Source organism: Caballeronia sp. SL1002, assembly GCF_057814995.1.
Window position 1 is genome coordinate 1,033,896 of sequence record NZ_JBYMUW010000005.1, and the last position, 26,697, is coordinate 1,060,592.

18 protein-coding genes are annotated in these 26,697 nt (G+C 64.5%); 16 read left to right on the forward strand and 2 right to left on the reverse strand.

Translation table 11 applies throughout. The annotated features are described in order from the left end of the window. Positions 1 to 66: 66 nt before the first annotated feature. From AC3D25_RS29030 to AC3D25_RS29050, 5 genes are all read left to right on the forward strand, one after another. On the forward strand, positions 67 to 1,104 hold the full coding sequence (locus tag AC3D25_RS29030; protein ID WP_488891927.1) for an ABC transporter substrate-binding protein: 1,038 nt from the start codon (positions 67 to 69) through the stop codon (positions 1,102 to 1,104). Between the two features lie 82 nt (positions 1,105 to 1,186). Further along, entirely contained in the window at positions 1,187 to 2,458 is a 1,272-nt protein-coding gene (locus AC3D25_RS29035; protein ID WP_488891928.1) for an ABC transporter permease, read from the forward strand. A 7-nt stretch (positions 2,459 to 2,465) separates the two neighbouring features. Then, the gene (locus AC3D25_RS29040; RefSeq protein WP_488891929.1) at positions 2,466 to 3,305 is read left to right on the forward strand and encodes an ABC transporter permease; all 840 of its coding nucleotides are present in this window, start codon (positions 2,466 to 2,468) and stop codon (positions 3,303 to 3,305) included. A gap of 132 nt (positions 3,306 to 3,437) precedes the next feature. Further along, positions 3,438 to 3,920 (forward strand): DUF3331 domain-containing protein, encoded by a 483-nt coding sequence (locus tag AC3D25_RS29045; protein ID WP_488891930.1) that lies wholly within the window; start codon positions 3,438 to 3,440, stop codon positions 3,918 to 3,920. Between the two features lie 294 nt (positions 3,921 to 4,214). Beyond that, positions 4,215 to 4,412 (forward strand): hypothetical protein, encoded by a 198-nt coding sequence (locus AC3D25_RS29050; RefSeq protein ID WP_488891931.1) that lies wholly within the window; start codon positions 4,215 to 4,217, stop codon positions 4,410 to 4,412. A 438-nt stretch (positions 4,413 to 4,850) separates the two neighbouring features. On the opposite strand, the gene AC3D25_RS29055 is transcribed toward AC3D25_RS29050, so the two are convergent. Together AC3D25_RS29055 and AC3D25_RS29060 are read right to left on the reverse strand one after the other, a co-directional pair. Next, the gene (locus tag AC3D25_RS29055; RefSeq protein WP_488891932.1) at positions 4,851 to 5,231 is read right to left on the reverse strand and encodes a DUF1090 domain-containing protein; all 381 of its coding nucleotides are present in this window, start codon (positions 5,229 to 5,231) and stop codon (positions 4,851 to 4,853) included. A 62-nt stretch (positions 5,232 to 5,293) separates the two neighbouring features. Beyond that, positions 5,294 to 7,531 (reverse strand): FUSC family protein, encoded by a 2,238-nt coding sequence (locus AC3D25_RS29060; protein ID WP_488891933.1) that lies wholly within the window; start codon positions 7,529 to 7,531, stop codon positions 5,294 to 5,296. A gap of 597 nt (positions 7,532 to 8,128) precedes the next feature. On the opposite strand from AC3D25_RS29060, the gene bcsD reads away from it, so the two are divergent. The 11 genes from bcsD to AC3D25_RS29115 all read left to right on the forward strand — a co-directional run bounded on the left by bcsD (position 8,129) and on the right by AC3D25_RS29115 (position 26,680). Beyond that, positions 8,129 to 8,590, forward strand: coding sequence for a cellulose biosynthesis protein BcsD (gene bcsD / locus AC3D25_RS29065; RefSeq protein WP_488891934.1), 462 nt, complete (start codon positions 8,129 to 8,131; stop codon positions 8,588 to 8,590). A 141-nt stretch (positions 8,591 to 8,731) separates the two neighbouring features. Continuing rightward, positions 8,732 to 9,457, forward strand: a complete 726-nt coding sequence (bcsP, locus tag AC3D25_RS29070; protein WP_488891935.1) for a cellulose biosynthesis protein BcsP — start codon at positions 8,732 to 8,734, stop codon at positions 9,455 to 9,457. After that, positions 9,454 to 10,242, forward strand: coding sequence for a cellulose biosynthesis protein BcsQ (gene bcsQ, locus AC3D25_RS29075; protein WP_488891936.1), 789 nt, complete (start codon positions 9,454 to 9,456; stop codon positions 10,240 to 10,242). Before bcsP ends, bcsQ begins: the two co-directional genes overlap by 4 nt. Further along, positions 10,239 to 12,434 carry a UDP-forming cellulose synthase catalytic subunit gene (gene bcsA, locus AC3D25_RS29080; RefSeq protein ID WP_488891937.1) on the forward strand — a complete coding sequence of 732 codons (2,196 nt, stop codon included), beginning with the start codon at positions 10,239 to 10,241 and terminating at the stop codon, positions 12,432 to 12,434. The genes bcsQ and bcsA overlap by 4 nt, the downstream gene beginning before the upstream one ends. A gap of 3 nt (positions 12,435 to 12,437) precedes the next feature. Then, the gene (gene bcsB, locus AC3D25_RS29085; RefSeq protein WP_488891938.1) at positions 12,438 to 14,903 is read left to right on the forward strand and encodes a cellulose biosynthesis cyclic di-GMP-binding regulatory protein BcsB; all 2,466 of its coding nucleotides are present in this window, start codon (positions 12,438 to 12,440) and stop codon (positions 14,901 to 14,903) included. 2 nt (positions 14,904 to 14,905) lie between these two features. Next, complete coding sequence (gene bcsZ, locus AC3D25_RS29090; RefSeq protein WP_488891939.1) at positions 14,906 to 16,051, forward strand: cellulose synthase complex periplasmic endoglucanase BcsZ; 1,146 nt, start codon at positions 14,906 to 14,908, stop codon at positions 16,049 to 16,051. Beyond that, on the forward strand, positions 16,045 to 20,655 hold the full coding sequence (locus tag AC3D25_RS29095; protein ID WP_488891940.1) for a cellulose synthase subunit BcsC-related outer membrane protein: 4,611 nt from the start codon (positions 16,045 to 16,047) through the stop codon (positions 20,653 to 20,655). Before bcsZ ends, AC3D25_RS29095 begins: the two co-directional genes overlap by 7 nt. A 237-nt stretch (positions 20,656 to 20,892) precedes the next feature. Beyond that, positions 20,893 to 22,047: a porin gene (locus AC3D25_RS29100; protein WP_488891941.1), complete on the forward strand. Its 1,155-nt coding sequence runs from the start codon at positions 20,893 to 20,895 to the stop codon at positions 22,045 to 22,047. A 436-nt stretch (positions 22,048 to 22,483) separates the two neighbouring features. Further along, entirely contained in the window at positions 22,484 to 23,050 is a 567-nt protein-coding gene (locus AC3D25_RS29105) for a fimbrial protein (RefSeq protein WP_488891942.1), read from the forward strand. A gap of 80 nt (positions 23,051 to 23,130) precedes the next feature. Continuing rightward, positions 23,131 to 23,874, forward strand: a complete 744-nt coding sequence (locus tag AC3D25_RS29110) for a fimbrial biogenesis chaperone (RefSeq protein WP_488891943.1) — start codon at positions 23,131 to 23,133, stop codon at positions 23,872 to 23,874. Positions 23,875 to 24,040: 166 nt separating this feature from the next. Next, positions 24,041 to 26,680, forward strand: a complete 2,640-nt coding sequence (locus tag AC3D25_RS29115) for a fimbria/pilus outer membrane usher protein (protein ID WP_488891944.1) — start codon at positions 24,041 to 24,043, stop codon at positions 26,678 to 26,680. Positions 26,681 to 26,697 lie beyond the last annotated feature (17 nt).

Here is a 26,697-nt window from a genome sequence, read left to right on the forward strand (position 1 = left end):
TTATTAGAAAAGCCGTAAAAATCCGCAGTCCAGTCGATAACAAACCAAGCAGACAGAGGAAACATCATGAAGAAGTTCGCCAAGTCTTCCTTCGCGGCCGCGGCTGCGCTTTTGTGCGCCTCGGGCGCGATGGCGGCGGAATTGACCGTCGTCAATTTCGGCGGCGCGAATGGTGCGGCGCAGAAAGCGGCGTTCAACCAGCCGTTCGAAAAGGAATCGGGCAATAAGGTGACGGTCGTCGAATACAACGGCGAGCAGGCCAAGGTCAAGGCGATGGTCGAGGCGAAGCACGTGAACTGGGACGTCGTCGAAGTGGAGTCCGGCGATCTCGGACGCGGCTGCGATGAAGGCCTGTACGAGAAGCTCGACTGGTCGAAGATCGGCAAGAAGAGCGATCTCGTCAGCGAGTCGCCGGCGACGTGCGGCGCGGGCTTTTTCGTATGGTCCACGGCGCTCGCCTATAACGCCGACAAGCTCAAGACCGGTCCCGCGGGCTGGGCCGATTTCTGGGACGTGAAGAAATTCCCGGGCAAGCGCGGCATGCGCAAGGGCGCGCGCTACAACCTGGAATTTGCACTGATGGCCGACGGCGTTGCGCCGAAAGACGTCTACAAGGTGCTCGGCACGAAGGCCGGTGCGGATCGCGCGTTCAAGAAACTCGACGAACTGAAGCCGAATATCCAGTGGTGGGAAGCGGGCGCGCAGCCGCCGCAGTTCCTGGTCGCGGGCGACGTGGTGATGTCCACCGCCTATAACGGCCGGATCGACGCGGCGCAGCGCGAAGGCAAGAACCTGAAAGTGGTCTGGAACGGCAGTATCTACGATCTCGACTACTGGGCGATCCCGAAAGGCTCGCCGAACAAGGACGAAGCGACCAAGTACATCGCGTATTCGCTCTCCGACAAACCGCAGCAGGAATACGCGAAGAACATCGCCTACGGCCCGGTGAACAAGGCGGCGATCAAGGCGCTCGACGCCAAGACGCAATCCAACATGCCGAATTCGCCGACCAACGCGAAGAACGCCGTTTTGCAGGACATGGCGTTCTGGACCGATCACGGCGACGAACTCGAACAGCGCTTCACCGCGTGGGCATCGAAGTAAGCTTGTTGAGTTCGAGGTTCAGGCAACACAGCGGCGGGCGGCGCGACAAAAGCGCCGCCCGCCGCAGCAAGGAGACTCCCGCGTGAACACGATCACCATTGCCGCCGAGGCGCCGCCCGAATCGGCGGCCCGGTTAAAGCGCGAACTGCGCATCGCCGATGCGAAAAAGCGCGCCGTCGCGTTGCTGTTCATCGCACCGCTCGCCATTTTCCTGCTGCTGATTTTCGTCGTGCCGATTGGCGCGCTGCTGACGCGCGCGGCTGAGAACCCCGAAGTCGCGACCGCATTGCCGCACACGGGCGCGGCGCTCAAGAGCTGGGATCGCAAGTCCGCGCCGCCCGACGCAGCCTATGCCGCGCTCGCGCAGGATTTGACCGCGATCCAGGACGGCGAATCGATGGGCGCGCTCGCCCGGCGTCTGAACACCGAAATCCCCGGCTACCGCTCGCTGGTCGCAAAAACCACCCGCGCGATGCCGCTCAATGGCGACCACGGCAAGCCGCTCGCCGCGCCGCAAATCCGCGCGAAGATTCTGGAAATCGACGATCGCTGGGGCGATGTGAACTACTGGCAGGCCATCGCGAAAAACGCGAGCCGCTATTCGCCGTTTTATTTGCTCGCCTCGCTCGATCATCGGCAGGACGGCTTCGGCAATATCGAACACGCCGGCCCGGATCAATCCATCTATCTGAACATTTTCGGGCGCACCTTCGTGATCGGCGTGGCCGTGACGTTTTTCGCGCTCGTGCTCGGCTTCCCGCTCGCCTACTGGATCTCGACGCTGCCCGCGCGCCGCGCGAACCTCGTCATGGTGCTCGTGCTGATCCCGTTCTGGACGTCGATCCTCGTGCGGGTCGCCGCGTGGATCGTCCTGCTGCAAAGCGAAGGACTCGTGAACCGCGCGCTGATCGGCAGCGGCATCCTGAATGAACCGCTCGCGCTATTGTTCAACCGCGTCGGCGTCTATATCTCGATGACGCATATTCTCCTGCCCTTCATGATCCTGCCGCTCTACAGCGTGATGAAATCCGTGCCGCCTACTTATCAGCGCGCCGCCATCTCGCTCGGCAGCCATCCGTTCGCCGCGTTCTGGCGCGTGTACGTGCCGCAGACTTATCCGGGCATCGGCGCGGGCGTGCTGCTCGTGTTCATCCTCGCGATCGGCTATTACATTACGCCCGCGCTGCTCGGCGGCCCGAACGACCAGATGGTGAGCTACTACATCGCGTATTTCACCAATGTCACGATCAACTGGGGCATGGCCTGCGCGCTCGGCGGGCTGCTGCTCGCCGCCACCCTGCTGCTGTACGTGGTCTACGGCCGCTTCACGCGTTCGAACCTGAGCCTCGGCTGATACCGCCATGAAAATGACGAAACCGTTTTTCGCGCCGCACACGTCCGTCGTCGAACGCGTCTGGTATTTCGCGCTGCGCGGCTTGTGCGTGCTCGTGCTGCTCTACCTGATCCTGCCGGTGCTCGCGATCGTGCCGCTGTCGTTCTCGTCGAGCACCTTCCTCGTCTACCCGATTCCCGGCTTCTCGATGCGCTGGTACGAGAACCTCGTCATGTCCGACGAGTGGCGCATGGCGGCGAAGAACAGCTTCATCGTCGCGCCGTGCGCCACGCTGGTCGCGACCATTCTCGGCACGCTCGCGGCCGTCGGGCTGACCAAGGCCAATTTCGTCGGCAAAGGCTTGCTGATGGCCGTGCTCATCTCGCCGATGATCGTGCCGGTGATCGTCGTGGGCGTCGGCATGTATCTGTTTTTCGCGCCGCTCGGGATCGCCAACACGTATTTCGGGCTGATTCTGGCGCACGCGGCGCTCGGCGTGCCGTTCGTCGTGACGACGGTCGGCGCGACGCTGCAGAACTTCAACCACAATCTCGTGCGCGCCAGCCAGTCGCTCGGCGCGAACCCGTTGACGACGTTTTTCCGGATCACGCTGCCGGTGATCGCGCCGGGCGTGATTTCGGGCGCGCTGTTCGCGTTCGCGACCTCGTTCGACGAAGTGGTCGTCACGCTGTTCCTCGCGGGCGCCGACCAGACGACGCTGCCGCGCCAGATGTTTACCGGCATCCGCGAAAACATCAGCCCGACGATCGCGGCGCTCGCGACTATCTTGATCGTGTTTTCAACGAGCTTACTGCTGGCGCTCGAATGGCTGCGCGGACGCGCCGCGGCCCGCGCCGTGGCGGCCTGAGCCGTTTTCCGGAGAAAGTTGCCGGTCGATTATTCGCGCAGACGGGACAGTGTTTTCACGGATGCGCTCTTTATCAGCACCCGCTTAATGACGTAGTTTCTAGGCTGGACCTCAAGCCTGGAAACGAATGCCATGAGAGCATTATCAAAACGCGCCGATCCGTGGTTGCAAACGGTCCGCCAACTGACCGTCCTTCCCGCCGATTCGGCCGGCCCGCGCGCCTTGCCGCGCCAGGAGCGTCCGGAACGCGCGTTTATCGACCGTTTGACGCGCGACTGGGAACGCGATCATTCGCGTCAGTCGAACGATCGCCTGCCGTTTCCGCAGGCGGTCGTGCGCGTGATCGAGCGGCCGAGCAGCGCGACGGCGATTATTTACTGGTCCGATCCCGGCACGTGTCACTACGGTTATCAGGGCTGGCGCGTGACCACGGCGACCGGTGAAGGCGTGTGCTCGCTTTCCGGCCAGCCCGTGCATCGGGGCGACGCGGTGTATCGACCGTCGCAACGCGATCCGAAACCGCACAACGCTTCGGCGATGATTTTGGCTTCGTCGATGCCCGTCGATGAGGAAAGCACCGCCGATTGCGTCGATTGTCACGGCGAACACGCTTAAGCGACGCATCGCGGATGCAAGTTCCACGCCGGTATTGCGCGTTTTCGCGCCATACCGGCGTCGTGCGTTCATAAGCCAGATGTACTTCCGGCCCGCCTCGCGCCCCTTAAACTAGAGGCCCGCCGCTTCATGGCAAAACCGCGCGATGCTCTGCCTCGGACGTCCTCGCGGCCGGAAAATCGCGGGCAGCCGGTGCGCGTACTTCACGCGCGCGCCGGTTCTCGTCGCGAATTTGTCATCGGATGTGTGTACTTTGCATTCTCTCGCCGCTCCATTACCAGCAAGGAGTACATCGTGAAGAATCAGTCAGCGCAGGCCGTTGTGGGCACCGATCCTAGCCGGACCGACAACCCCGCCTTCGAAACCATTCCCGTGCGCACCATGCCCGAACAACCCGCCGACGAATCCAGCCACGCCGATTCGCTCGACATCCCGCTCAACTACGGCGGCATGATGGACGCGGTACGGGACGCGGTTCGCGCGAACCTTTGATGTAAAAAACAACATCTCCGGCGCTTGCCGGGACGAAAAACGGCCCGGACTTCGGTAGAAGTCCGGGCCGTTTTCGTTTTGGATTGGGGGTCGGGGGCTTGGCTTGGGACTTCGTGTGTTTTGGCTTGGCACTGCGTGTTTTGGCTTGAAACGGCGTGTTTTGGCTTGGGACGGCGTGTTTGGCTTGCCCTGCGTGTTTGGCTTGCCCTGCGTGTTTAGCTTGGCACTGCGTGTTTGGCTTGGCACTGCGTGTTTGGCTTGGCACTGCGTGTTTGGCTTGGCACTGCGCGTCTCGGCTTGGCACTGCGCGTTGAGTTTGGAATTACGCGGTTGCGCTTGAGCCTGCGCGGTTGCGCTTGGGAATGCGCCTTTGGCGCTTGAGATTGCCCCCTTACACGCACCCCAGCGCGCGCAAGCAAAAAGCGCAACCCGCCGCACTCACGGCGCGGCTTCCGCTTCGGCGCGCTTCAGATCGGCATGAGCTTGATCGACTTTGCGCTGCCGATCCGCGATTTTCGATTCGCTCTTGCCTTCGTCGCGCGCTTTCTGAAGATCGTGTTCGCGGGAGGCGAGACGCTTTTCGGCGTCCGTCACCTTCTTCTGGCTCGCCCGGCGCAACGACGCGTCGCTGCAATTGCGCTTGAGCTGCGTGAGCGCGGTTTCGAGGCCCGAAACGCGCGGCGCGTTGTTGTGCGCCTTCGCTTCGGCAATCTCGGATTCGAGCGCCGCGCGCTTGCTGTCGCAGGTCTTCGCCTGCGCCGAGGCGAGCCCGGGAAGCATCGCCAAAGTCATCACCACGCCGCCGATCAACGTTTTCATTCGCGCTCCAAAGTCAGTCGATGAGCCGCCATGATGCCGCGACGCATCCGTTCCCGCCAGATTCATGCGTTCAAGGTTCGCGCGAGCACGTCCCGCACGACCCCTAGCCGCCGCGTATCGCGCGCCGGCCGCGACACGCGATCGGTCGCGAACGCGAGCGCGCGTTCGAGCCGCGCGGCGGCGGCATCGACAGCGGCGTTGGCGTTGCCATTGGCATTGGCGTTGCCATTGGCGTTGGCGTTGGCGTTGGCGTTGGCGTTGGCGTTGGCGTTGGCGTTGGCGTTGGCGTTGGCGTCGGCGTCGGCGTTGGCGTTGGCGTTGGCGTTGGCGTTGGCGTCGGCGTTGGCGTTGGCGTTGGCGTTGGCGTTGGCGTTGGCGTTGGCGTCGGCGTTGGCGTCGGCGTTGGCGTTGGCGTTGGCGTTGGCGTTGGCGTTGGCGTTGGCGTTGGCGTCGCCATTCGCCTTGCCGAGGCCGCCAACCAAACGCCCGTCCGACGCCGCGCGCGCCAGCTCACGCGCGAGCAAAACGCACGCGCAGAGCGGCCCGGCAGCCAGTTCCACGCGCGCATTCCATGCAAAGACCTGCTGCGTGCGCAACGGCCGGAGCGCGATCCGCAATTCCTGCCAGCGCCGGTCGAGCGCGCGCATCGCGACGAGCGGCCCGCGCGCGCCGGACGATTCCGGCAATCCGGACGCGCCCGAAGGCACGGCGCTCGCCTGCAATACGTCGCGGATCGCGGCGATCACGCCCGCGATCCGGGCGTCGACGTGGTGCGCGGTGCGCAGCGGCATCAGCCACGCGGCCACCGCGATCGACACGACGCAGCCCGCCAGCACTTCCTGCACCCGTATTTCGATCAGCGGCACGATGGCGAAGCCGAGTTCGCCATACACCAGCCCGACCAGCACGGTGATGAAGAACACGCCCGGCGCGTAGCGGGTCAGGATGAAATACGCCCAGCCGAACACGCACACGAGCATCGCCGCGACGAGCGCGAGCGGCATGCCGTGCAGCGTCATGACGAGCGCGGCGCTCACCAGCACGCCCGCGAACGTGCCGAGCACGCGTTCGCCCACCTTCTGCATGGTGTCGCCGCGCGAACGCGTGCCGAGGAACACCACGAACGTCGTGATGACCGCCCAGAACCAGCGCTCGGGCGAAAGCGACTGGCCGATCAGCATCGCGATAAACGCCGCGGTCGTCGCGCGCAACGCGGGCAGCCAGGCGAGCGATGCGCGGAGCGCGGCGAGCTTACGCCACGCATCGCGAATGGCGGCCGATGGACTGCGCGGCAAGGCTTCCGACTCCACATGCGCCGACGACGGAACGGCTCGCGCCAGCCGATGCAACGCGCGCCGCAGCGCGACCGTGGTTCGCCTGCGTTGCGGCGTCGGATCGTCGGGTATCCGCGCTTGCGGCATCCGCGCTTGCGGCGTCCGCGCTTGCGGCATCCGCGCTTGCGGCGTCCGCGCTTGCGGCATTTGCGCTCGCGGCGTCTCGAACACAAACTGCGCCGCCGTGACTTCGACATCGACGAGCATGGCGCGCAGCCGATCCTGATCCCGCACGCCGAGCAGCGAAAGTTGCTCCTCGACGGCTAATGCAGCGTCGTTTAAAAGCGACAGTCTCAACATGGACAAATGCTCGACGTTTCCGCGTGCATGCAGCACTTGCGCGCCGCGCAGCGCGACGCTTCTCAGCGCGCGTCGCAAGGCGGCTTCGGGACGTACCGGCACCAGCACACGCCCGACGAACGCGATCACCCCGACGGCGACAAACGACAATCCGACCATCGCGATCAACGGCTCGTGCGCCGGATGGAGATAAAGCCCGAGGTAAAACATGACGACGGCGCACATCGCGCTTCCGAGCGCGCGCGGTCCGCACGCCTGGCATAGCACGCCGGCAAAAAGTACCGCGAGAAATCCGGTGTCGCCAAGAAGCGGCCAAGCCGACAAGAGACTAGCTACGACAAAACTTGAACACGCTACCAGATAAATAATCGCGAGCGAGACGAACCAACTCGCGCGCCGGGCGTCGCGTAAAAACAACGGAGCGACCATCGCGAATAGCAACGCAAAAGCGGGCAAGGTCATCGGATGTTGGGTTCGCAACGTCCACGAAACACCGATCACGCCCGTCAGCAAGCACGCGAGCGCGCTGCGCGAGGCGGTGTGTAACCGGAGCAGGCCGGGATCGGCCAGAAGAAGGCGGGACGCGAGGGATGGAACGGCGACGTCTGCCTCGTGCGCGGCAGGACGACCGCGCGCGGACGGCGCGGTGAATCCGGTGTCGGACATGATGCGTATGACCTTTGGACGAGTCCCGGTCGGGCTTGTGGCCGCCCCGGAACGACGAACGTGCAATAAGCCAGCAAAGTGCGCGGGCCGCCTGATGCATGCCGTGTGCCGTTTCTTCGCCGGGATCGCCGGCCGAATCGGCTTCGGGAACGCGCGCGGGACTTTTAATCTCGCGTAAACCCGGATGTTAGCCGCGATTGGATTGAAGAAAAAAAGATCGCAATTTCGCGTTTTTACGCTCAACCCTTTCCCGTTTCGCGCCGTTAACTAGTTGGTACAAAATGGATCTGAAAGCTTTGCACATTCATCAGACGAAAAAATATTACTCAGGAAAGCTTTGCAGTTATTTCCAAGACTTACTGAATCATCGAACAGCGCCGGAATCGGCAATCTTTTCATGCGACTGAATAAAAAATACGGCTGCTAGTCTTAAAGCTGGCGAAAAAAAACGGGTTGAAGTACCTTCGGGCGTGCGTAACCGCCTATATGAACAGCGGGCGCGAGTGTGCTCAAAAATCGGGCGGAACCATTGCCGGATTATCGAGTAAGACTGACCGATTTATTTCGGCACGAGACATTGGCCCTTTATTGGACGTTATGGTCGCTATTACCGAATACCTTCTCGATCGTCAGATGTCCGCGCAATGGCGCGGCGTGCTGGCCGCCCTCGCCGATGAATTCGAAGCGCAAATCGGGCGTGAAGAACTGCGTCAGTTGATGCACCGCGTCGGCCAGCGTTTCGCCGATGCCCAGCCGCTCCCGCCGTGCGGATCGACCGCCGAGCTTGCCGAAGCGCTTAACGTGCTGTGGCAAGACACCGACTGGGGTTTCGTCGAAATCGCCGATCACGCCGAGTATCTGCGCATCGTCCACTACTGCGCGCCATTGCCAGCGTTTGGCCGTGACGCATTGAAATGGACGCCGGCTTTTCTTGAAGGCGCTTATCAATACTGGTTGAGCGCGCTCGGCGCGGAAGGGTTGTCGGTGCAGCAGACAAGTGAATTCGACGAGAACGCCGCTGTCGAATTTCGTTTGATCCGGAGCGATCGCGCGAGTTGAAACGCCGGATCGGCGATGGACTATCGGCATTACGCTGGATTTCCGCGAACCAGGGCCACGCACGGCCGGCCGCACGCAAACACAAGCGCGATAAAGAGCGCGATTTAGAACGTTAGCAGGCAATACGAGGATGGCGGCATCATGAATACTTCACGCGACATCGAAAAGCTGTTCGATCATTTTGGCGGCAATGCGGGCGATTATCAGGAAATCGGCCGCGAAAACGAGGCACGCTCGGCGCGCACGCGCTGGCCGCTGCTCGCCACGCTCGATTTCAGCCAACCGCCGATCCCGACCGTGACCGAGCGTGGCGGCGTCCAGTTGCCGCGCGGCTTCACGCCCGCCGGAAACACCGGGACGGGCACCGATACACCCCGCCCGGCCGCCACGCCGATCGGCCGGGGCAAGCCGCCGCTCTTCGCCCGTGCGCATCGCCGCAGCATTCCGCCGGTCGCCAACGTCGCCATTCCCGAGACGCCGGCTGGTGCTTCGCGTTTCGGCGACTTGAGCGATCTCAGCGAAGCGGCTGCGCAGCCCGTGCGCGTGGCTCCCGCGCCGACTCCGGCTCCTGTGCAAGCGCCGGCTCCCGTGCAAGCGGCCGCGTTCGCGCCCGCCGCCGTGCCGCCGCCTGTCGTCAAGCCGCAACCCGCCGTCGCCGCGCAACCAAGTTTCACTAAAACACCCGGACCGTCGATCCTCGGCAAGCTTTTTACCGCGCCGGCCACGCAGCCCATCGCCGCGCTGCCCGACGCGCCGCTTTCGTCCGTATTCGACCGTTTGCGTGCGACGCCCGCGAACAGCCGCCCCGAAACTGAAACCCAGACGCCCGCCCGCCCGTGGCCGGCCAGCCGTATTCCGAGAAAATGAAAGTCATCACCGTGGTATCCGCGAAGGGCGGTGTCGGCAAGACGACGCTCGCCGCCAATCTCGCTTCCGTCATCGCCGCGCGCGGACGCCGCGTGCTCGCGCTCGACCTCGATCCGCAAAACGCGCTGCGCCTGCATTTCGGCATTCCGCTCGACACCATCGACGGCATTTCGCGCGCGACCCTCGCCGGCGATCCGTGGCAAACCGTCATGTTCGACGGCGTCGACGGCGTGACCGTGCTGCCTTACGGCGCGGTGGTCGAAGACGATCGCCGGCGGTTCGAATCGCACGTGGATCGCGATCCGCTCTGGCTCGCGCAGTCGCTCGACGGGCTCGGGCTGGACCCGGAAGACATCGTGATCGTCGATACGCCGCCGGGTTCCTCGGTCTATACGCGCACCGCGCTGACCGCCTCGCATTTCGCGCTGAACGTCGTGCTGGCGGACGCCGCCTCGTACGCGGCGATTCCACAAATGGAGCGGATGATCGAAAACTACGCCGCGCCGCGCAAGGCGTTCGGCGGCCAGGGTTATGTCGTCAATCAAGTGGACCAGTCGCGCCAGTTGAGCAAGGACGTGCTGAAAGTGCTGCGCAACATGCTTGGCACGCGGATGTTCCCCGGCGTGATCCATCAGGACGAAGGCGTGAGCGAATCGCTCGCGTGCGACACGACGCTGATTCACTACGACCCGCTGAGCCAGGCCGCCGCCGATCTGCGCGCGTGCGGCGACTGGCTGCTGGCCGCCGCCGATTCGATGCAGGCCACTTCCCGGAACGTCGCATGAGCACGCCCGACCCCACCCTTGCGCCGCCGTCGCGCCTCGAACGGATTGTCGATGCGCGGCTCTGGAGCAGCAAGATCGTGACCGTGATGGTGACGGCGTTCGCGATCTTTACGCTGTATTTCGTCGTCACGGTGCCGCTCGTGTTCGGCCAGCAGCTTGCGTTCGCGAGCATCTGCTTCGTGTTCGCGCTCCTGTTCCGCCGCCTTCAGGGCAAGTACGTCACGCTCGTGATGATCATGCTGTCGGTGATCGCTTCGAGCCGCTATATGTACTGGCGGCTGACGGAAACCACGTACTGGGAACGTCCGCTCGACGCCGTGTGGGGTCTGCTGCTCGTCACCGCCGAAGTGTATTCGGCGCTCGTGCTGCTGCTCGGCTATTTCCAGACCGCGTGGCCGCTCGAACGCAAGCCCGTGCCGCTGCCCGCGTCGCGCGATGCATGGCCGACCGTCGATATTTTCATTCCCACGTATAACGAGCCGCTTTCGGTGGTCAAGCCGACCATCTACGCGGCGCTCGCGCTCGATTACCCCGCCGACAAGATTTCGATCCACGTGCTCGACGACGGCCGCCGTCCCGAGTTCAAGGCGTTCTGCGAGGAAATCGGCGTCAACTGGACGATCCGCACGCATAACCGTCACGCGAAGGCCGGCAATATCAACGAAGCGCTGAAGATCACGAAGGGCGAATATCTCGCCATTTTCGACTGCGATCACATTCCGACGCGCTCGTTCCTGCAGATCGGCCTCGGCTGGTTCCTGCGCGACAAGCTGCTCTCGATGCTGCAGACGCCGCACCACTTTTTCTCGCCGGACCCGTTCGAGCGCAATCTCGGCACGTTCCGCAAGGTGCCGAACGAAGGCGAACTGTTCTACGGACTTGTGCAGGACGGCAACGATCTTTGGAACGCGACGTTCTTCTGCGGATCGTGCGCGCTCTTGCGCCGCACGATGGTCGAGGAAATCGGCGGGATCGCGGTGGAAACCGTGACGGAAGACGCGCACACCGCGCTCAAGCTGCACCGGCTCGGCTACACGACCGCGTATCTGGCGATTCCGCAGGCGGCGGGTCTCGCGACCGAAAGTCTCTCCGGCCACATCGGCCAGCGGATTCGCTGGGCGCGCGGCATGACGCAGATTTTCCGTATCGATAATCCGCTCACCGGGCGCGGCCTCAAGATCGGCCAGCGGCTCTGCTATCTGAACGCGATGATGCACTTCTTCTACGGCATCCCGCGTCTCGTATTCCTGACCGCGCCGCTGTCGTTTCTGTTTTTCGGCGCGCACGTGATCGAGGCGGCCGCGAGCACGATCGCCATTTTCGCGCTGCCGCACATGATGCACGCGAGCATCACGAATTCGCGGATGCAGCGCTCGTTCCGGCATTCGTTCTGGGCCGAAGTGTATGAATCCGTGCTGGCGTCGTATATCACCGCGCCGACCCTGCTCGCCGTCATCAACCCGAAACTCGGCAAGTTCAACGTGACGGCGAAAGGCGGCCAGATTTCGAAGGACTACTTCGACTGGTCGATCTCGCGTCCTTACCTGTTCCTGCTGCTGCTCAACCTGATCGGCTTCGGCGCGGGCATCGCGCACATCGTTTTGTACTGGCACGTGTCGAGCGAAGTGCAGACCACCATCCTGAATCTGTGCTGGACGGTCTACAACATGCTGATCCTCGGCGCGAGCGTGGCTGCCGCGAGCGAGCGCCGCCAGGTCCGCACGACGCACCGCGTGCTGATGAAGATGCCCGTGATGCTGAAATTTTCAACCGGCCGCACGCTCGCGTGCGAAACCATCGATTACTCCGAAGGCGGCGTGGGCGTGAAGTTGCCGGCGGAAATCGAAGTGCCGATGCACGAGCGCGTCATGGTCTCGCTGTTTCGCGGCGACGAGGAATATTCGTTCCCGGCGAACGTCGGATTCACCGCGCCGGGACGCGTCGGTCTGCGTTTCACGACGCTCACGCGCGAGCAGGAGTTCGAGTTCGTCAAGACCACGTTCGCCCGCGCCGACGCGTGGACGGGCTGGTCGGAAGGCCGTCTCGCGGATACTCCGCTGCGCGGCCTGTCACACGTTTTACTGGTGGGCACGCGCGGTATCGCGGGCTTGTTCGAACATCTTTATAGCGACCTTCGGACCTGGATGGGACATCGTTCGGTCGACGTCAAGAAGCTGAAAACCAAAGACTGATCCATGAGTGAAGGTATGTGCAAGCCGCGCGTCGATAAAACAACAGGGAAACGCGCATCGCGTTTGGCGGCAAGACCGCTCGCCCGCTCACTCGCATTCTGGCTCGCGCTGCAGACGGCGCTTGCTTCGCCGCTCGCAACGGCCGCCGCGGCCGTTGCTTCGGCCTCTGCCTCGGGCGCGGCCGAAAATGCAGCGGGCGCCGCCACGATCCTGAATCCGAACACCATCCCCCAGCCCGCGCTTGCGATGCCGGTGCCCGCATTTTCGGGCGGCCCGGTGAAGGCGCTCGGCGCACGCACGCCGACCACCGCCGAGCCCGGCGTGCTGGTGCCGGGCGGGCGTCGTCAGACGCTCTCGTTCGTCGATCTCGGCGCGCTCGATCCGCTGCAACTGCGTGGCACCGACGGCCAGAACGGCGTGCCGTTTTCCGTGCGCGGCGACGAAGTGGTGACGGCGGCGACGCTGCATCTGATCTACAGCTACTCGCCCGCGCTGCTCGCGTCGGTCTCGCAGTTGAAGGTGTTGATCAACGGCGAAGTGGCGGCGACGCTGCCCGTTCCGCGCGATCAGGCCGGCACGCTCGTCGCGCGCGACGTGTCGATCGACCCGCGTTTCATCACCGAATTCAACCACCTCAACGTGCAGTTGATCGGCCATTACACGCAGCAGTGCGAGGACCCGTCGAGTTCGTCGCTGTGGGCGACGGTCAGCAACGCGAGTTCGCTCGATTTGACCTACGCGTCGCTCGCGAGCAAGCCGGATCTGGCCGCGCTGCCCGCGCCGTTCTTCGACCGGCGCGACGTGCGCCGTCTCGAATTGCCGTTCGTGTTCGCGCAAAAACCGAGCGTGCAGACGCTCGAAGCCGCCGGGACCGTCGCGTCGTGGTTCGGATCGCTCGCCGGCTATCGCGGCGCAGTTTTCCCCGCGCAGATGGACAACGTGCCGCTGTCGGGCAACGCGGTCGTGTTCGCGACCTCCGATTCACATCTGAGCGGCGTCACGATTCCCGAAATCAACGGCCCGACCATCGCCGTGGTCGAACGCGATGCAGCAGCGCGCGGGCGGCTCCTGCTCGTGCTCGGCCGCAACGACGCCGAACTCAAGACCGCCGCGAAGGCGCTGGGGATCGGCCAGAACGCGTTCACCGGCGAAAGCGCGACCGTCACGCAACTCGCCGATCTCGCGCCGCGCCAGCCCTACGACGCGCCCAACTGGCTCTCGACCGACCGCCCCGTGCGCTTCGGCGAACTGGCCGAGCAGCGCGATTTGACGGTGAACGGCTACGACGCCGACGCCGTGCGCGTGAACCTGCGCGTGCCGCCCGACCTCTTCATGTGGCAGACCAAGGGCGTGCCGATCGACCTCGGCTACCGTTACACCGTGCGCCCCGCGCCGGATCGGTCGTCGCTGAATATCAGCGTGAACAACGGCTTCGTGCAGTCGCTGCGGATTCCGTCGGTCGCGACCTCCACGTTCGATCTCGGCCGCTATTTCTCGCGCGTCATGCCCGACCGCACGGCCGCCGCGCGCCGCGAAATCTATTTGCCGCCGCTCCTGCTCACGCCGCGCGCGCAGCTTCGCCTGCACTTCTACTACGACATTCCGAAGACGGGCGAATGCACGGGGCGCGTGCTCGACAACGTGGTCGGCGCGATCGATCCGAATTCGACCATCGATCTGTCCAGCTTCCCGCATTACATGGCGCTGCCCGATCTCGCCGCGTTCGCGAACGGCGGCTTCCCGTTCACGCGGATGGCCGATCTCTCGCAGACCGCCGTCATCCTGCCGAACGATCCGGGCTCCGCCGATTACAGCCTGTATCTGCTCGAAATGGGCCGCATGGGCGCGTCGACGGGTTATCCGTCGAGCGGCGTGACCGTCGCATTCGCCGATCAGGCCGACCAGCTCGCCGCGAAGGACTTGCTCATTCTCGGCTCGCCGGGCCGTCAGCCGCTCCTGCAACGCTGGGCCAAGTCGATGCCGTTTTCGGGCGACGCCGATTCCCGCAGCTTCCAGTTGTCGGATGTCGGTTTCAAGCTGGTGGACTGGTGGCACGGCGACCACGGCGTCGAACGCTCGCCCGCGCGCGCCGATCTCACGCTCGTCAGTTCCAATGGCGACGCGCTGATCACCGGGTTCGAATCGCCGCTGCAGAAAGGCCGCAGCGCGGTCGCGCTGGTGAGCGCGGCGGGCCAGTCGGACGCCGATCTGAGCGCGGCCTTGCTCGACGCCGAACTCATCACCGAAATCCAGGGCGCGATGGCCGTGATTCACGGCCGCACGGTGACGGTCACCTCCAATGGCGACGCGTACTATGTCGGCCAGTTGTCACCGTTCCAGTACATGCGCTGGGCGCTGTCGTCGCATCCGCTGCTGCTGGTGTTCGCCGGCGTGATCGCCGCGCTCCTGATCGCCGCTCTGTTCTACCGCACGCTGCGTTCCATCGCCGCGCGCCGCCTCAAGGATTGACAATGCAGTTTGCCTTGAAAACAACGCTGGCTTCGACGCTGGCCGCTGCGCTGCTCGTCGCGAGCGGCGCAAGCGAAGCGGCGTGCGCGTGGCCGGCGTACCGCAGCTTCGTCGATCGCTTCGTGCAGGCCGATGGCCGCGTGATCGACTATTCGACGCCCGCGCAGCAAACCACGTCCGAAGGCCAGTCCTATGGACTTTTCTTCGCGCTCATCGCCAATGACCGCGCGACCTTCGATCGTCTGCTCGCCTGGACGCGCGCGAATCTCGCCGCGAATCATTTCGACGCGAACGACATGCATCTGCCCGCGTGGCAATGGGGCAAGAAGCCGGATGGATCGTTCGGCGTGCTCGACGCGAATTCGGCGTCGGACTCGGATATCTGGATCGCCTACGATCTGCTGCAGGCCGGGCGGCTCTGGAAAGATCCGTCGTACACGGCGCTCGGCCGCGCGCTCGCCGCGCAGATCGTCAAACACGAAGTGACCGATCTGCCCGACCTCGGTCCGATGCTGCTGCCCGGCCCGCAAGGTTTCAGCAAGGACGGCGTGACGCGCCTGAACCCGAGCTATCTGCCGCTGCCGGTGCTGCGCGCGCTCGCGCACGACGCGCCGGGCGGTCCGTGGGCCGCGCTCGCGGACAACGCCTACAAGCTCGTCAAGACCACGTCGCCGCGCGGTTTCGCGCCGGATTGGGCGGCGTATCGCGACGGCCAGTTCGTGGTCGATCCGGTGAGCGGGGACACCGGCAGCTACGACGCGATCCGCGTGTATTTGTGGGCGGGCATGACCGCGTCCGCCGATCCGCTTGCGAAACCGTGGCTCGCCGCGCTCGGCGGGATGCGCGAACGTATTGCGCAAACCGGCATTCCGCCCGAGAAGGTCGCCTCGACCAGCGGCGCGGGAACCGGCGAAGGTCCGTTGAGCTACTGGGCATCGCTTGCGCCGTACTTCAAGGCGGTCGGCGACGACCGCGCGCTCGGCCTCGCGCGCACGCATCTCGCGGCGCTCGACGCCGCGCCGGATGCGGTCTCGAATGTCGTCTATTACGATCGCGTGCTCGGACTTTTTGGAATGGGTTTTATCGACGGGCGTTATCGCTTCGACTCAACCGGACAACTCGTGACGAACTGGAGAAGCGCATGCTGAAACGCGTTCCACTCCGGGTTCTCACCCTCCGTGCCGCGATGGGCTTCGCGGCCGGTTGCGCGCTGCCCGTCGCGCCGCTGAGCGCGTTTGCGCAGACCGCGCCCGATCCGATGAACGTGCTGATCAATCAGGGCAAATACTGGCAGGCGCACAAGCGCGGCGATCTCGCCGAGCAGGCGTGGCTGAAGGTGCTGCGGATCGACGCGAAGCAGCCCGATGCGCTGTTCGGCATGGGCATGGTGCTCGCCGACCGCAAGGACGGCAGCGGCGCGCAGCAGTATCTCGCGCGGCTGCGGCAGGTCGCGCCGAACTATCCGGACATCGACGAACTCGGCCGCCGGCTCGGCGAAACCAGTTCGCGCGATCAGTCCGTCAACGACGCGCGGCGTCTCGCGCAAAGCGGCCAGAGCGCGTCGGCGGTGCAGGAATACAAGCGCGCGCTCGACGGCAAGCCCGCGACGCCCGCGCTGACGCTGGAGTATTACCAGGCGCTCGCCGCGACGCCGCAGGGCTGGGACGAGTCGCGACGCGGCCTCGAACAACTGGCGCGCCAGAATCCCGGCGATCCGCGCTACGCGCTCGCCTACGCGCAGCATCTGACGTATCGCGACACTACGCGGCGCGACGGGATCGCGCGGCTCGCGGCGTTGTCGAACGACAGCGCGGTCGGTGCGGACGCGAAGAAAAGCTGGCGTCAGGCGCTCTTGTGGCTCGGCGCGCGGGCATCCGACGCCCCGCTCTATCAGGCGTATCTGCAAACCTCGCCCGACGACGCCGCCGTCAAAGCGCGCTTCGATTCGATGGTGCAGCAGGACCGCGCCGCGCGTACACGCTCGCAGACCGACGCCGCCGGCGATGCACGCGGGCGAACGGTCGCCGAAGGTTTCACCGCGCTCGATCGCGGCGATCTGGTGACGGCGCGCGCGCGATTTTCGTCGGTGCTCGCAACGAATCCCGACGACGCCGACGCCCTCGGCGGCATGGGCGTCGCCGCGCTGAAGCAAGAGCATTTCGCGGAAGCGCGCAACTATCTCGAACGCGCGTCGCGCGGCGGCAATGCCGCGCGCTGGAAGGACGCGCTCACGAGCGCGACGTACTGGACCTACACGAGCGAAGCGATCGGCGCGCGCAGCAACGGCGAAATCGCCAAGGCGCGCGGGCTTTTCGAACGGGCGATCGCGCTGAATCCGTCGGACGTGACCGCGCAGACGCTGCTCGGCGAGATGCTGCTGAACAACGGCGACCCGCGCGGCGCGGAACAGGCGTACCGGATGGCGCTGCGTCGTCAAGCCGACAATCCCGACGCGATCCGTGGCCTGGTCGGCGCGCTCGCGGCGCAAGGCCGCGGCGACGAAGCGCTCGAATTTGCCAACAAGCTGAACGCAGAACAACAGGCGAAAGCGGGCGGCATCAACAAGCTGCGCGGCGACGCGCAGGCCGCGCAGGCGCGCGCGGCGGAAGCGCGCGGCGATCTCGGCACCGCGCGGAGCCTCTTCGAAGATGCGCTGCTGAACAATCCCGACGACCCATGGCTGCGCCTCGACCTCGCGCGCATCTACGTGCGTCAGGGCGCGGTCGGCAATGCGCGCAGCATGATGGACGGCCTCCTCGCGACGCATCCCGACATGACCGACGCGCTCTACGCGAGCGCGCTGCTGTCCGCCGAAACGCAGGACTGGCAGGCCGGTCTCGATCAACTCGACCGGATTCCCGCCGCGAAACGCACCGACGCAATGCCAGCGCTGCAACACCGTCTTTGGGTTCACGCTCAGGCCGAGCGCGCCGCGAGTCTCGCGAAGAGCGGCCAACGCCAGCAGGCGCTCGCCGTGCTGCGCGCCGCCGAGCCGGTCGCGAGCGGCAACGCGGAACTGACGGGCGCGCTGGCATCGGCGTATGTCGATGCAGGCGACCCCGCGCGCGGCCTCGGCCTCGTGCGCAGCGCGATGGCCGTCGCCCCCGGCGACACCGGCCTCTTGCTGCAATACGCGGGCATTCTCGCGGCGACGCAGCAGGACGCGGAACTCGGTTCCGTCATGCGTCGCTTAGCCTCGATGCAACTTACGCCGCAGCAGCGCACGGACTTCGGCAATTTGAATCTCTCGATCGTCGTGAAACAGGCGGATACCGTGCGTCAACGCGGCGATCTGGCGAGCGCCTACGATGTGATCGCGCCGTGGCTCGCCGCGATGCCGGACAATCCCGATCTGCAGGCGGCGCTCGCGCGGCTCTACACCTCGGCAGGCGACGACCGCAGCGCGCTGACAAGTTATCGCGTAGCGCTGGCGCGCCGTCCCGACGACCTCGAATTGCTGCTCGCGACCATTCCCGCCGCGACCGGCGCAAAAGATTATCGATACGCCGAGGCGACCGCGAGCAAGGCGCTGGCCGCCGCGCCGGGCGATCCGCGCGTGCTGGCGGCCGCCGGGCGGATGTATCGCGCCGAGGGTAAGCTCGGGCTGGCCGCGCAGTATCTGCAACGCTCGCTCGTCGCCGCGAATACTCCGCTCGCGCCCGCCGCACGGACCGCGAGCAGCGGCAACGTGCCGCGCGGCTGGGAAACGGCGATGCAGCGCATCGGCGCGACGCCGCTTCCCGGCACTAATCCGTTCGAAGGAAAAACCGCCGTCGATGCGCTCGGCAATCCTTCATCGACGTTCCAATCGACGTCTCCTTCTTCGCTTCCTTCGACAACGCAGACCGTGCCGAACTATCCGCCGCCCCAGCAACCCGCGCCCTATGTTTCGCCTTATGTGGCGCCGACGGGCGCGCCCGTCGGGATCCCGCGTTCGACCGGCGGCTATGGCGCCGACGTGTACGGCTCCGGCCAGTCGGGCGGGCCGGCCGCCGCGCCGTTGCAGCCGTATCCGGGACAGCAGCAGGCGCAGCAGTACCAGGCGCAGCCGCAGCAATACCAGCCGGCGCCGATGCAGGATCCGGCACTAAGCTCGCCGTGGCCGATGTCGCAAGGCGCCCGCGATGCGCAAGCCAACGCGGCGGCGCAAATGCAGCCCGGCGGGAATGGCAACGTGAACGGAACGCCCGCGCGCCGGACGTCGGGCAAAAAGCCAGCGAAGAACGCCGCGCCGGCTTATGCGCAACAGCAGCCGGCGTATGTGCAGCCGCCGGTTTATGGACAACAGCAGCAGTACGCGCCGCAGCAGGGTTATGCGCAGCAGCCGTATCCGCAGCAATACGCGCAGCCGCAATACGCGCAGCCGCAGCAATATCAGCAGCCTTATCAGCCGCAACCGCCGCAGCAGTACCCGCAACAGCAATACGCACAGCCACAGCCCTACATTCCGCAGCCGCCCGCAGGCTACGCGCAGGCGTACTATCCGGCGCAGCAGACAGCGCAAACCGGGCAGGCGTACCCATCGCCCGCGCAGGTCGCGAATGCGCAGACGCTCGGCGTCGCGGATGAACTCGCGCAGATCAACCGCGAGCAATCGAGCACGATCTCCGGCGGGATCGTGTTTCGTAACCGCGAGGGTGAAGACGGCCTGTCCAACTTGACCGATATCGAAGCGCCGATCCAAGGCCGGATCAAGGCGGGCAACGGCCATGTCGTCGTGACCGCGACGCCGGTCACGCTCGACGCCGGCACGGCCAGCAACGAGAAAGCGACGCTCGGCCGCTTCGGCTCCAGCATCGACGCCGCGACCGGCGTGAACAATTACGGATCGCAGACGGCGAGCGGCGTCGGGTTATCGGTGGGCTACGAAACGCGGTCGATCAAAGGCGATATCGGCGCGACGCCGCTTGGCTTCCGCCACGAAAACGTGGTGGGCGGCGTGCAGTACGACGGCGGCATCACCGATCGCGTGACCTACTCCGTCGCCGTCGCGCGTCGCGCGGTGACGGACAGCTTGCTCTCCTACGCCGGCGCTCGCGATCAGGCCTATCAGAATCAGACGGGCCAGGAACTCTCCTGGGGCGGCGTGACGTCGAACGGCGTGCGCGCGGACCTCGGCTGGGACGACGGCACGAGCGGCGTCTACGTGAACGCGGCGTACCAGTTCCTCAACGGCGACAACGTCGCGAGCAACAACGCGGTCAAGGGCGGCGGCGGGATCTACACGCGCGTCTACAAGGACGCCGACCAGACGCTGACAGTCGGCGCGAACACGACGCTGATGCGCTACAACAAGAACCTCTCGTACTTCACCTACGGCCAAGGTGGCTATTTCAGCCCTCAGCAGTATGTGATCCTGAACTTCCCGATCGAATACATGGGCCGCAACGGGCTGTTCACCTACGACCTTAAAGGCTCGATCGGCGTGCAGCATTATCGCGAGGACAGTTCGCCGTACTTCCCGACCAACAGCAAGCTGCAATCCAACGCCGTCGTGAACAATCTGACGCCCGACGCGGGCGCGATGTATCCGGGACAAAGCAAGACCGGCGTCTCGTATTCGCTCAGCGGCACGGGCGAGTATCAGCTCGCGCCGCAACTGGCGTTCGGCGCGACGGCTTCGTTCGGCAACGCGTATCAGTATCGCGAGTGGCTTGCGGCGGTGTACGTGCGCTATAGCTTCACGAAGCAGACCGGCGTGCAGCCGTTCCCGCCGAGCGCGCTCGCGTCGCCGTACATGATGACCAACTGACGTTTATCCGCAGCAACTTGCGCGTCTTCATCGGGACGCGCCGGGCAACCGGCGCGTCCCGATGCTTTTTGGGCACGACGAAAACTCATACGTCATGTCCGGGTTATCTGAATAAATCGCCGTATCGCCCTTTTCTCGCGCGATAAACTGGCCTCTCATTAGTTAGCTTTGCCAATCAATAATTATAAAGACAGTAGATCGGAGAGCCTTGTCCACTCAGGGTTCTGGAGATTCGAGATGAAGAAGAAAGTTGCGGTGGCGGCGGCGCTGGTTGCGTCGTCGTGGACGGTATCGTCGCAGGCACAAAGCAGCGTCACGCTGTACGGCGTGATCGACGAGGGAATCAACTACACGAGCAATGTCGGCGGCGAACATGCTTACCAGATGCAAAGCGGCTACGCGCAAGGCAGCCGCTGGGGCCTGACGGGCGCGGAGGATCTGGGCGGCGGCGTGAAGGCGGTTTTCACGCTGGAAAGCGGCTACGACTTGAACAACGGACGCAGCGGGCAAGGCGGCACGCAATTCGGGCGACAGGCGTTCGTCGGCCTGTCCGACGCGCGATACGGCGCGCTGAAGTTCGGGCGTCAATACGATTCGCTCGTCGATTTTCTCGCACCGACAACGGCGAACGGCAACTGGGGCGGCTATCTGTTCTCGCACCCCTACGACAACGACAACACCGACAACTCGTTTCGCGTGAACAACGCCGTCAAATACACGAGCCCCGATTTCGGCGGCTTCAAGTTCGGCGGCACGTATGGGTTCAGCAATGCGGCGGGCGGCTTCGCCAACAATCGCGTGACGAGCGTCGGCGCGCAGTACGCAAGTCACGGCTTGCTGATCGCGGCCGCTTATCTCGACGCGGACAATCCGTCCGGCACCGCGAACGGCGCAATTCCGCTCTCCGACGAAAACTTCCGCGCGCAGCGTCTGCGGATTTACGGCGCGGGCGTGAACTACACGTTTGGATCCGCGACGCTCGGCTTCGCGTACACGAACTCCGCGCTGTCGCAGCCGGTATCGACGTCGTACATCAGCGCGTCGATCGTGCCGGCGGGCGGCGCGGTGTCGGCGTTGCGGTTTCAGAATTTCGAACTGAACGGCGCGTATCGATTGACGCCCGCGTTCCTGCTCGGCGCGCAGTACGTCTTTACGACAGCGAATTTCGATGCCACTTCCGGCCGCGCGCGCCCGACTTATCACACGCTCGGCGTGATGGCGGACTACAACCTCTCGGTCCGGACCGACGTGTATGCGCAGGCGGCGTATCAGAAAACCGCTGGCGACAAGACCGGCACGGCGCTCGATCGTGCATACGTACCGGGGGCGTCGGATGCGTCGGCAAGCACGAACCAGTTCGTGTTGCGCCTGGGAATGCGTCACCGGTTTTGATCGGTAGACGATAAAACTGCGCCCGAACCAGATTCGGGCGGTGTCGGTCCACGTAATGCCGTTGCGCGCGACCGCCTGCGTCACGCGCCACATTCCTCTCCGATGAACGTGCGGCTTCGCTTCACGTTTCCTCCCAAAAAATCAATGTGTAAAAGCGCGACTCGAGGCTGCCCTGCTCGACCGCTGCGCCGTCGTGCGCGAGCCGAATACCGAGACCGACTTGACACAGGGCTTTTCATAAGACTTTTTGAGAGCATTCCTACATCAAGCGATAAGCGAAAAACTTAATATTTACTCCAACGCAGGCGAGTAATGCTCATCCCTCCAACGGCTCTACGAGGAAGCAAATCACGACTGTGTGGCGGCGTCGCGGTAATTCACCGAAAGACGCCGCGTTCCTCTACCCACGCCTCGCTATTCATTCTTTGGATCTGCCATGAAATTCTCTACATCAGCCCTGTCCAGCATTGCAGTACTCGGCGCGATCGCAGTCGCATCCACCGGCGCGCAAGCTGCCGACGGCACGATCACGTTCACCGGCGCTGTGTCGGACACGACCTGCTCGATCGACTCGATCGCGTCCGGCCCGGCCGACAAGTCGGTTACGTTGCCGACCGTTTCGACCCGCACGCTTAGCGCGAACGGCGCGACGGCCGGCACGTCGGCCACGACCGATCTGACGTTCGCCCTGACGGGCTGCACGGGCGCAGCGAAGGCCGTTGCGCACTTCGAAAACGGCTCGACCGTCGACCAGACCACCGGCTACCTGGCAAACCAGTCCACCGCGCCTGGCTCGGCCACGAACGTTCAGGTGCGCCTGCTGAACGCATCGCTCCAGCCGATCAACGTCGTGACCAACGCCAATAACGACATCGCCAGCAACGGCGTGGCCGTCATCACCAACGCAGCAACGCTGCAGTATTTCGCCGAGTACTTCGCTACGGGCGCGGCAACCGCCGGCCCGCTCAGCACATCGGTCAAGTACACGATGCAGTACCAGTAAAGCGGTAACTGCAGGCGTCCCTGTTTGCGGACGCCTGCTTTTCGCCCAATTTTAGAGACAGCTGTTCACGGAGATCCACGATGAAGTCGCTTACCAAGATTGCATGCGCACTGGGCATGACCTTACTACTGGTCGCAGGGGGTGCCGCCGCGAGCGTCACGGTGGGCGGGACACGGGTCGTGTATCCGCTTGAGAGCCGGGAAGTCACGGTCAAACTCGATAACGACCGCGCCACGCCTTCGCTGGTTCAGGTCTGGATGGACAAAGGCAATGCGGAGTCGAAGCCCGACGAAGCAACCGCTCCCTTCGTCCTGACGCCGCCGATCTTCCGCATGGATGGCCACAAATCGCAGACGCTGCGCATGATGTACACGGGCGAAGCGCTGCCGCAGGATCGCGAATCGGTCTTTTGGCTTAACGTGCTCGACGTGCCGCCCAAGGCGAAAAGCGGTCCCGACGCCAATACGCTGCAGTTCGCGTTCCGCACGCGCATCAAGGTTTTCGCGCGTCCGAAAGACTTGCCAGGCACGTCGCAGGATGCAGCTGAAAACCTCACCTGGAAGATCGTGCCGTCTCCCGACAACAAGGGCTACGCGGTCAGCGCGACGAATCCGTCCGCCTATCATGTGTCGTTCAGCGAAATCGACGTGGTGTCGGGCACGCGGACCTACAAGAACGAGGTCGGCGGAATGGTCGAGCCGAAATCGACCTCCGTGTTCACGATCAACAATCTCGACCAAATTCCAGCCGACGCCCACGTGAAATACATCGCGATCAGCGACTTCGGCGGCGCAATTCCGCACGACGCGCCGCTCGGCCGGTAACGCCAACCCACGCTCGCCGCCGATCAGGCAGCGAACCGCACGCCCGGCGTCGAGCCGCGGCGCATCAAAGACACTCCTCGCGCGTTCAATTCGCGGACCGCCCTCCAGGCAGCCCGCCGGGAAAACTCGCGCACGAATTCGAACGTCGTCATCGCGAACCCGGACCATGAAACCTTCTCAACGCCCTGCATCCCGCCCGAACGAAACCGTGCTGCGTCTGCGGCCGCTCGCCGCGATCGTGGTGGCGTTGCTGGCATGCGGCGCGATTTCGCCCGCTACGGCCGGAGATTCCACATCGAATGCAGTCGAAGAAGTTCAGTTCGACAACGTGTTCATCAACTCGCAAGGCGGCCAAACGATCGACGTGAGCCGCTTTGCACGCGGCAACGCGGTGTCGCCGGGAGGCTATCTGGTCGAAATCGTCGTCAACGGCTCGCGTCTCGCCCGTGAAGAAGTCCGCTTTGCAACGCGGGACGGCCAAGCATCCGCGACGCCGTGCCTAAGCCGCGCCCTGCTGCAACGCGCAGGCGTCGATCTGGTTAAAGCCGACGCCGCGACAGGACACGCTGCTGCGACGGCAGCGCCGGAGGCCGAGTCGTGCGGCGACGTCGCCGATATCGTGCCGGGTGCGAGCGTCGATTTGGACTTCGCCGAGCAGCGCCTCGACCTGAGCGTTCCGCAGGCCTACATGCGTCGCTCGGCGCGGGGCTACGTGTCGCCGGATCAATGGGACCAGGGCGTCAACGCCGGCTTTCTCAGCTATAACGCGAACACGTTCCGCACGAGTGGTGGGGATCGCAACTCGACGCAAAGTTATCTCGGACTGAACGCTGGCGTGAATGTCGGGCGCTGGCATTTCCGGCATCAGTCGTCAGCATCGGCATCGACCGGTCAATCGACCCAATTCGACAACATCGCCACGTATGCGCAGCGCGATATCGAAAAGCTGGGCGCGCAGGTGACGCTCGGCGACGCCTACACGACCGGCGAAGTGTTCGACAGCGTCTCGTTCCGAGGCGCCCAAATAGCAACCGACGATCGCATGTTGCCCGAGTCGCTGCGTGGCTATGCGCCGGTCGTGCGCGGCATCGCCGATTCGAACGCGCGCGTGACGGTGCGTCAGAACGGCCAGGTGCTGCTGGAAACGAACGTTTCGCCAGGCCCGTTCGAAATCAACGACCTCTACTCGACGGGTTACGGCGGCAATCTCGACGTGACCGTGACGGAATCCGACGGGCGCACGAAGACGTTCACCGTGCCGTTCGCATCGGTCTCGCAATCGCTGCGTCCCGGCGTCACGCGATTCAGCGCAACGGCAGGCCAGCTTCGCAACGATTCCCTCGAACAGAAGCCGGTGTTCGGCCAGTTCACGATCCAGCGCGGCCTGACCAACGCCGTCACCGCCTACGGCGGCGCGATCGCCTCGTCCGCCTATGCCGCCGCGAACCTCGGCGCGGCGCTGAATACGAAAGTCGGTGCGTTCTCCTTCGACGTCACCGGGTCGCAGGCGAGCGTACCCAATGCGCAGGCGATGCGCGGCACGAGCCTTCGGATTGGCTACAGCAAGTTCTTCACGCCCACCGATACGAACGTCGCGGTCGCCGCGTACCGCTTTTCGTCGTCGGGATATCTGAATCTAAACGATGCGGCTTCTGTGCAGGACATCGCGAATCGCGGCGGCGACGTCGACTCGGTTTTTCGCCAGCGCAGCCACTTTCAGGCGACCGTCAACCAGCGGCTCGGCGATCACGGCACCGTGTATCTGACCGGGTCATCGCAAAATTACTGGAACCGTAGCGGCACCGACACGCTGTATCAGGCCGGTTATACGAACGGCTTCAAATACGGCACATACAGTGTGTCGGCCGGGCGCACGCGCGCCATGGACGGACGCCTGTCGAACGAATTCATGCTGGGCCTGACGATGCCGCTCGGTCAATCGGCCCGCGCACCGACGCTGACCACAAACGTCGCGCGAAACTCCGGCAGCGGCACGAATACGCAGGCGAATATCAGCGGCTCGCTCGGCGAGTTCAACCAGTTTTCCTACAGCGGTTACGGCAACTACAACGCGGGCACATCGAACAGTTCCGGCGTGGCGGGCGCGAGCGCCACCTACCGCGCGCCCACCACGACGGTTAGTGCCTCGGCAAGCGGCGGTAACGGCACGCAACAGGTGTCGGCGGGCGTGCAGGGTTCGATCGTCGCGCATCCGGGCGGCGTCACGTTCTCGCAGACGGTCGGCGATACGTTCGGCATCGTGCAGGCGCCGGCAGCGAAAGGCGCGAACGTATCGAGCGCGCCGGGTACGAAGGTCGATTCGCACGGCTACGCGGTGATTCCGTATCTGTCGCCCTACAGCTTGAATGTGGTGGATCTCGACCCGAAAGGCACTTCGACCGATGTCGAATTCAAGTCGACCTCCGCGGAAGTCGCGCCGCGCGCCGGGTCGGTCGTGATGCTGAAGTACGACACGGTGACCGGTCGCGCGGCGCTCGTCCGCGCGCCGAAGCTGGGCGGCGGCACCCTGCCGTTCGGCGCGAGCGTGGAGGACGAAACCGGCAAGTCGGTGGGCGTGGTCGGACAGGACAGCCGGATCTTCGCGCGCGGACTCGAAGATCGCGGCGGGCTGATCGTGAAGTGGGGCGACAGTCCTGCCGAGCAATGCCGGATCGCGTACACGCTGCCGCAACCGACTGAAAAGACGACGGGATATCTGTCGGTGGAGTCGCAGTGCGTCGCCGGGCCGGTGCTTCAGGCGCAAAACTTCCGCACCTTGAACACCAAGTCAGTCGATACGCATTGAATTCAACCAGAGACCGA